This is a genomic window from Acinetobacter sp. Swhac1 (assembly GCF_013390985.1).
GTDB classification, from domain to species: domain Bacteria; phylum Pseudomonadota; class Gammaproteobacteria; order Pseudomonadales; family Moraxellaceae; genus Acinetobacter; species Acinetobacter towneri.
In genome coordinates, this window is sequence record NZ_JACASN010000091.1 from 1 (window position 1) to 1623 (window position 1623).

General features: G+C 38.3%; 4 protein-coding genes and 1 pseudogene. 3 read left to right on the top strand and 2 right to left on the bottom strand.

The window, feature by feature from the left end; all coding sequences use genetic code 11:
* Positions 1 to 75: pseudogene (locus HX743_RS15975) on the top strand (IS6 family transposase); the annotation flags it as partial.
* 19 nt (positions 76 to 94) lie between these two features.
* Here HX743_RS15975 and HX743_RS15980 read toward each other — a convergent pair.
* Positions 95 to 364: a hypothetical protein gene (locus tag HX743_RS15980; protein WP_178319669.1), complete on the bottom strand. Its 270-nt coding sequence runs from the start codon at positions 362 to 364 to the stop codon at positions 95 to 97.
* Positions 365 to 626: 262 nt separating this feature from the next.
* On the opposite strand from HX743_RS15980, the gene HX743_RS15985 reads away from it, so the two are divergent.
* Positions 627 to 890: a type II toxin-antitoxin system Phd/YefM family antitoxin gene (locus tag HX743_RS15985; protein ID WP_178319670.1), complete on the top strand. Its 264-nt coding sequence runs from the start codon at positions 627 to 629 to the stop codon at positions 888 to 890.
* Positions 877 to 1140, top strand: a complete 264-nt coding sequence (locus HX743_RS15990) for a Txe/YoeB family addiction module toxin (protein WP_178319671.1) — start codon at positions 877 to 879, stop codon at positions 1138 to 1140. The genes HX743_RS15985 and HX743_RS15990 overlap by 14 nt, the downstream gene beginning before the upstream one ends.
* Positions 1141 to 1176: 36 nt before the next feature.
* On the opposite strand, the gene HX743_RS15995 is transcribed toward HX743_RS15990, so the two are convergent.
* Positions 1177 to 1404 carry a hypothetical protein gene (locus tag HX743_RS15995; RefSeq protein ID WP_178319672.1) on the bottom strand — a complete coding sequence of 76 codons (228 nt, stop codon included), beginning with the start codon at positions 1402 to 1404 and terminating at the stop codon, positions 1177 to 1179.
* Positions 1405 to 1623: the final 219 nt, after the last annotated feature.

The following is a 1623-nucleotide window of genomic DNA, read 5'->3' on the forward strand; positions in this document are numbered from 1 at the left end:
GGACAAGCATCGTCATTTTATTATGGTCAGCCTCAGGGTGAAGTGTGTCTAATCAACAGGGTTTTCGGTCTCTAAGTACTTTTTAAAGGGAACATCATCGACTCAAATCTCTATTTGCAACAGTGCCAGATGAATTACGTGTGAGGTTTTGATAAGTTTGAGTAGATATACTTCCAGTTTTCGTGAACTCTTCATAAAAGTTCTTGGTTTCTTTCTCTGTTACTGAACGCTCCTTTTGTTTTGCATTCAGAATCATAAACTTTCCATTTTCACTATAAGCGGTGAATGGTTGTTTTCTAATTCCAGTGCTTAGAGCAACAGGACTTGAAAATTCAGCTAACAGCACTTGATAGATGTTTTTCATTATCTTCTCAGTATCTTACTTTCAATGTTTTATTTATATCTAATCTAAACTCGGATTGGAACAATTAGCCCTTAGTCTTTACAGATTAGGGGCTTTACAATATGTACAATATTCTGTACAATTTCTTCTACAAATGGTCGGTGACTGTTTGGAAAGCAGATGTCGGTGACTATCTGCTCTACTGGTTCCATTAGCAAAAGGCTGAAACCCTTTGCTAATGGTGATTACGGTGGTCGGTGACTAAACGTAATGGATGATTAATATGCAAATATTCACATATACAGATGCACGTAACAATCTAAAATCCGTTTTAGATACAGTTATTGAAGATGCAGACGTAGCAGTCATTACGAGAAAAGAAGGTCAACATGCCGTTGTTATGGGTCAAGAACACTATGACAGCTTAATGGAGACACTATATCTTCTTTCATCTCCGAACAACGCTGCTCGTTTAAATGAATCAATTGCTCAGTTACGTGCTTCAAAAACACAGCAACGGGAGTTAATTGAGGATGACGAATCGTAACATCGAGTGGACTGATAATGCTTGGGAAGACTATATCTATTGGCAAGCTCAGGACAAAAAGGTACTAAAGCGTATTAATGCTTTGATTAAAGAGTGCCAAAGAACTCCATTTGAAGGTACAGGGAAGCCTGAACCACTGAAAGCGAACCTTTCAGGATTTTGGAGTCGAAGAATAGACGAAAAGCATAGATTGGTTTACGAAGTTACAGATGAACGGATTAGTATCGTTCAATGTCGTTTTCATTACTAATTTTAAATAGAAGCCCTGACTTAGTGTTGGGGCTTTTTATTTCACTTCAGCATTACGAAAGAAAGGCTTTCTAGGCAATTTAGCTAGATAGGTATTGGCTTCATTCCGATCAATAAAGCGTACTGCTAGATCCTGGTCTTTTACCCAGCTATAACGTGTAGCTGCTTGCCCTGTTATCTCAGATACAGAGTGATAGTCAGATTCATATTCAATGGACTCTACGTGTAGGTAAAGTCCATCTTTCATGATGTAGAAGTAGATCATTTACCTATACAGATTCAGCGTCATCAAAGTAAGCGTCCGCTGAACACACCTTCTGAATTCATCCTATAAGCCTTAATTTAGTCCCCACTTAGAAACAAGTGGGGACTTAAATTTATGACTACAAATAATCAGACATCCATCGCATCTCTTGCGAAAAAACGAAGAACATACAGTGCTGAATTTAAACAGCAGATCGTTCAGGCTTGTAAAGCACCGGAC